Source organism: Mycobacterium innocens (assembly GCF_900566055.1).
Lineage (GTDB): Bacteria > Actinomycetota > Actinomycetes > Mycobacteriales > Mycobacteriaceae > Mycobacterium > Mycobacterium innocens.
Genome location: NZ_UPHQ01000141.1, coordinates 1 through 5,599 on the forward strand (window position 1 = coordinate 1; position 5,599 = coordinate 5,599).

Genomic DNA, 5,599 nt, shown 5'->3' on the forward strand with positions numbered 1-5,599 from the left:
CATGAGCCCGACCCAACAGCGACTCGCCGACCTGTTCGCAATCCACCAATACGCACCCACCCGCTGACCAACAGCGCCCAACACCGCGAGTTGGGTAATACACCAGCCCTGCCCAAAAACACAACCCCACCAGGGCAAATCAGGCCGTCGATCAACGAAGGCCGGAAACTCCCGCTAGGCCCGCCATCCCGGCTATGCGGGTGGGTGACCGGCAGCTACCACCGGTTTGGCGGCCGGCACATCCGCGGGCTCGCCCAGCAGCAGGGACCTGACCAGCCGGCGCGGCCCGAACGGCCGAAGCATGTAGCTGGCCGGGCGCGTGCGCACTCGCTGCGGCCACCAGAACCAGCGCCCCAGCAGCGCGGCGATCGACGGCGTCATCAGCGACCGCACCACCAGGGTGTCGAACAGCAGGCCCAGACCGATGGTGCTGCCGGCCTGGCCGATGGAGCTCAGGTCACTGGCGACCATGGACATCATGGTGAAGGCGAACACCAAGCCCGCGGCGGTGACGACCCCACCCGTTTCGCCCATCGAGCGGATAATGCCCGTCCTCAGCCCGGCGCCGATTTCCTCTTGAAAGCGCGAGACGAGCAGCAGGTTGTAGTCGGATCCCACGGCCAACAGAATGATCAGCCCGAACACCGGCGCGATCCAGTTCAGCTCCAGGCCGAAGATGTGTTGCCAGACCAGCACGGACAGTCCGAAGGCGGCGCCCAGTGAGATCAGCACCGTGCCGACGATCACCAGGGAGGCGACCAGCGCCCGGGTGATGATCACCATCACCACGAATATCAGTGTCAGAGCGGCGATTCCGACGATCATGAGGTCGTACTTCGAGCCGGTTTGGATATCGTTGTAGACCGCCGCCGTGCCGGTGAGGTAGAACTTGGCGTTGGTCAGTGGTGTGCCTTTTACGGCTTCGTGCGCGGCGTTGAGTTCCGGCTTGACGGCCGCAATCCCTTTGGGAGTCGCCGGGTCCGCATCGTGGGTGATGATGAAGCGCGCGGCCTTACCATCCGGCGACAGGAAGAGCTTCAGGCCGCGCTGGAAGTCGGGACTGTCGAACGCTTCCGGCGGCAGATAGAAGTAGTCGTCGGCCTTGGAGGAGTCGAACGCCTGGCCCATCGCGCTCGCGGTGTCGGTCATCCGCGACATTTGCGTGACCAATCCGGAGAAGCTGCTGTGTAAGGTCAGCAGGGTTCCCTGCATGGATTTTGTGACGGCGATGATGGGCGGGAACTCGGCGAGCAGTTGCGGTAGTAATGCGTCGACGTTGTTCATGTCTTTGAGCAGTGTTTGCATGTTCTCGCTGAACTTGTCCACGCCGTCGATCGCCTCGAATACCGACTTCGCGGCCCAGCACACCGGAATGTTGAAACAGTGCTGCTCCCAATACAAATAGCCGCGGAGCGGCCGCGCGAAATCGTCGAAGTCGGCCAGATGGTCCCGCATCTCGTCGAGCGTGGCCTTCATGTCGTTCATGTCGCCGACCATGCGATGAGTCGTGCTGCTGAGCTGCCCCAACAAGCCATACATACGTTCCATCGAGCCGACCATGGAACCGAGGTCGTCGCTCATTTTCAGCATATCGGCCATCCGGTCCCTCATGAATCGCAGATTCTCTTGGATCGGAATGGCTTGCATACTGATCTGAAACGGGATCGACGTGTGTTCGATCGGGCTTCCCAGCGGCCTGGTAATGCTTTGTATTCTCTCGATGCCCGGAGTACGGAAGATGTTCTTGGCGATCCTGTCCAGGATGATCATGTCGCTCGAATTCCGCATGTCGTGATCAGCCTCGACCATGAGAATGTCGGGATTCATTCTGGAGGGGCTGAAATGACGCTCGGCCGCGGCGTATCCGATATTCGACGGCAAATGCGGCGGTATGTAGAAGCGATCGTTGTAGCTGATCTTCATGCCCGGCACCACGAGCATGCCCACCAGCGCGATGAGCAGTGAGGCCACGAAGATCGGCCCGGGCCAGCGGACGGTAGCGGTGCCGATCCGCCGCCACCCGCGCACCTTGATCATCCGTTTGGGATCCAGCAGACCGAACCGGCTGGCCACCACGACAACCGCCGGCGCCACCGTCAACGCACCGGCGATCACGACGAGCAATCCCAGCGCGGAAGGAATTCCCAGCGCCTTGAAATAGGCCAGCCGCGCAAAATGCAGGCAGAAGCTCGCCCCGGCAATCGTCAGCCCCGAGCCCAAGATGACGTGATAGGTGCCGCGGAACATCGTGTAATAGGCCGTTTCCCGGTCTTCACCGGCCTGACGCGCTTCCTGATAACGTCCGATGAGGAAGATCGCGTAATCTGTTCCCGCCGCAATCGCCAGGGACGACAACATGGCGACGACGAACGTCGAAAAGCCCAACAAGTCGTTGTAGCCGAGAATCGCAATGACTCCCCTGGCCGTCAGCATCTCGAGGAAGACCATAAAAAGCACGAGCAGAACGGTGCTGACGGAGCGATAGACAATCGCGAGCATGATCATGATGACCACGCCCGTCACGCCCATCATTTTGAACATGCTTTTGTCGGCGGCCTCGTTCATGTCCGTGGTGAGCGCCGCCGGACCGGTGACGTAGGCCTTGATTCCTGTGGGCGGTTTCGAATCGTCGACGATCTTGCGAACCGCGTCGACGGACTCGTTTCCCAAGGTGCTGCCCTGGTCGCCGGCGGTATTGATCTGCGCATATGCGGCTTTGCCGTCAGTGCTCTGAGCACCGGCGGCGGTGACGGGGTCTCCCCACAAATCCTGGAGGTGCTGCACGTGTTTGCGGTCTGCCTGCAGCTTTTTCACCAGGCCGTCGTAATAGCGATGCGCTTCTTCGCCGAGCGGTTTATCGCTTTCCAGGACAAGCATCACGATGCTGTCGGAATCGAATTCCTGGAATTTCTTGCCCATGTGTTTGGCGGCGATCATCGCCGGCGCATCTTGCGGCGACATCGTCACCGCGTGTGATCTCGCGACGAATTCGATCCAGGGCACCAGAACGTTCACCGCGATCGTCAGCAGCAGCCAAGCGACGATGATCGGGACGGCGAACGTGCGGACCGCCCGCATGAATCTCGGGCGGGTGTCGTCGTGGGCGTTCATGCGGCCTTCACCAAGCAGAAGGCCTGCGCGTGGTGCCCACTGGAAGATTGTTCGTCCTTGACGGCGCCGTTCACAGTGATGCGACACCCGATACTGTCGCTGTCGCCTTGCACCACCACGTTGGCGATAACCGCCGGTAGGGTCGTCGTCATCGTGTACGTCCAGGGCAGGCTGGTGAAGTTCGCTTGCTCGGGCTGGGTCTGTTTGTTCAGGTAGCTCACACTTCCGGCAGTGCCGGCGGGCCCGAACACCTCATAGGTCACCCGTTTGGTATTGATCGACTCGATCACGCCAGAGTTGGCGCCCGTCCAGGTAAAGATCGGGTCGGAACCGAAGACGCCGCGGAGCCTGTCCACCGCTATGCCCCCGGCGGCAAGTGCGATGACGACAACGAGCGGTATCCAACCTCGCTTGAGAAAGGTGAGCACTGAAGTTCCCCTCCGCTCATCGCCTTGCCGATGGTCCGGTGTACGTAGTCCACGCCCTCGCCGCCGCGTCGACTAGGGCCGTTCGACCCGGGGGGCGGTGGTCTAGGACACCCGAACTGCGGTCGCATGATCACTATATATACCATACCCCCTACGGTATTTTGCCTGTCCGCAGCCGGGCGCGGGGACGCGACGCCGGTGCTGGTTACCTCGGTTGCCGACGGTTAAACCCGGACCTGTCATCGAGGCGATGGCGGCATCCGGGCAGGCGGCGCCGACGATCGATTTTCGGGGCTACCCGGCTACCCGAGCAGCTGGGCGACGCACCTGGCCGCATCCGCGACCAGCGCCTCACTCGGTTCGGCGTCGTAGCCGCCGCCCGCGCGATCCGACAAGATCGCCAACACGTGCGGCACGCCGCTGGGCGACCACACCACTGCCACATCGTTGGCCCGGCCGTAGTCACCTGAACCGGTCTTGTCGATCACTTTCCAGTCGGCGGGAAACCCGGCCCTGATCCGTTTGGCTCCGGTGGTGTTGCGCGCCATCCAGTCGGTGAGCATCGCGCGCTTGTCGACCGGCAACGCATCGCCGAGAACGAGTTGCTGATAGTCGAGGGCGATCGCCCGCGCGGTGGTGGTGTCTCGCTCGTCGCCGGGAGGGTCGCGGTTCAGCTCCGGTTCCTCTTGGTCCAAGCGACTCACCGAGTCGCCCAGGCTGCGCAGATAACCGGTGAACGCCGAGGTTCCGCCGATATCGGCCAGCAACAGATTGGCCGCAGTGCCGTCGCTGTAGCGGATCGCCGCATCGCAGAGCTCGCCGACGCTCATCCCGGTCGCGACGTGCTGCTGGGTGATCGGCGAGGTCGAGCGGATGTCGGCGCCGGTGTAGGTGACCACGGTGTCCAAGTGGCTGAGCGGGTACTGGTGCAGCACCGCCGCCACGAGCAGGCCCTTGAATGTGGAGCAGAAGGCGAACCGCTCGTCGGCGCGGTAGGCGATCGCCGCCGTCGTGCCGGATGCGGGCACGTATACGCCCAGCCGCGCCGCATATCTGTGTTCGAGTTCGGCAAAGCGACCCCGGACATCCGGTGCCGGTGCTGCCGTGGTCGAGGTTGGGTGCTCGCCGCTGCCGCCGCGGGCACAACCGGCGAGCGGAACACACGTGGCTATGGCCAGTAGTAAGGCACGGCGCGGTAGCGCCGGCTGTGGACTCGATGCGTTCATGTCGCGACAGAGTCTGTCACGGTCATGTTGGAAGCGGTGACCGTGCGCAACCACCGATTGATTTCCGGTCTTTGCGTCTGAAGCGGCCATGCGAAACGATGCTGGCATGCGGTGTGACGTTGCGCGTGAGCAGCTATCGGCGCGACTGGACGGTGAGCGTCCGCAGATGCTGGCTCAGCAGGTCGATGCCCACTTGGAATCGTGCCGTCGTTGCCGCGCCTGGCTCATCGGTGCGGCGGCGCAGAGTCGCCGGTTCGCCGCCGTCGACGCCCGCCGCGGACCGGACCTGGCGGACCGAATCATGGCCAGCGCCGGCGTTGCGCCCACCCCGCGCCATCGCCGGTGGCGACACGCTGTGGGCCCGGGTCACTGGAAGTGGTGTCTGATCGCGGTGGGCGTGTTCCAGCTAGCGATCGCGGCTGCGCAGATCAGCGGCATCGATTTCGGCATCATGCCCAGCCATAAGCCTGACGCGATGATGCAGCGGCACGCATCGCCAGTCACGTGCCGGTGCTTGCGGGCACCGTGTTCGCCTTGCTGGTAGCGCGAGACCGTAGCGGGGCGGCGGCGTCACAACCGACCGAGGCCTAACCCGCGCCAGCTGTCCGGCCTGCGGCGCTGGCGCACGGTCGGCGCCACGGGCATCTGCGCCGGATCAACCGTTCTACGACAGCCGGTCGTATGCAGGCAGAGCCTTGCCGTTTAAGCCGTAGTTCCCCCTGGTTTGGCGATGAATGGGCTGTGAGCTGGGGTTTTGTGTTGTGTGCATGATTACGTGTAGCCCAGGTGGTGGGTGAGGTCGAGTAGTTCAAAGGCACGGTGCTGTAGTGCTGT

At 63.2% G+C, this 5,599-nt stretch carries 4 protein-coding genes; 1 reads left to right on the forward strand and 3 read right to left on the reverse strand.

Annotated elements, in window-relative coordinates; translation table 11 throughout:
* Window positions 1-192: 192 nt before the first annotated feature.
* From EET03_RS15005 to bla, 3 genes are all read right to left on the reverse strand, one after another.
* Window positions 193-3,111 carry an MMPL/RND family transporter gene (locus EET03_RS15005; protein ID WP_167470643.1) on the reverse strand — a complete coding sequence of 973 codons (2,919 nt, stop codon included), beginning with the start codon at window positions 3,109-3,111 and terminating at the stop codon, window positions 193-195.
* Window positions 3,108-3,539 (reverse strand): MmpS family transport accessory protein, encoded by a 432-nt coding sequence (locus EET03_RS15010; RefSeq protein WP_063472795.1) that lies wholly within the window; start codon window positions 3,537-3,539, stop codon window positions 3,108-3,110. The genes EET03_RS15005 and EET03_RS15010 overlap by 4 nt, the downstream gene beginning before the upstream one ends.
* A 302-nt stretch (window positions 3,540-3,841) precedes the next feature.
* Window positions 3,842-4,765 (reverse strand): class A beta-lactamase, encoded by a 924-nt coding sequence (bla, locus tag EET03_RS15015; protein WP_075542222.1) that lies wholly within the window; start codon window positions 4,763-4,765, stop codon window positions 3,842-3,844.
* Window positions 4,766-4,871: 106 nt separating this feature from the next.
* On the opposite strand from bla, the gene EET03_RS15020 reads away from it, so the two are divergent.
* A complete protein-coding gene (locus EET03_RS15020; protein ID WP_244232373.1) occupies window positions 4,872-5,309 on the forward strand; it encodes a DUF2275 domain-containing protein in 438 nt (145 codons plus the stop codon).
* The last annotated feature ends 290 nt before the right edge of the window (window positions 5,310-5,599 follow it).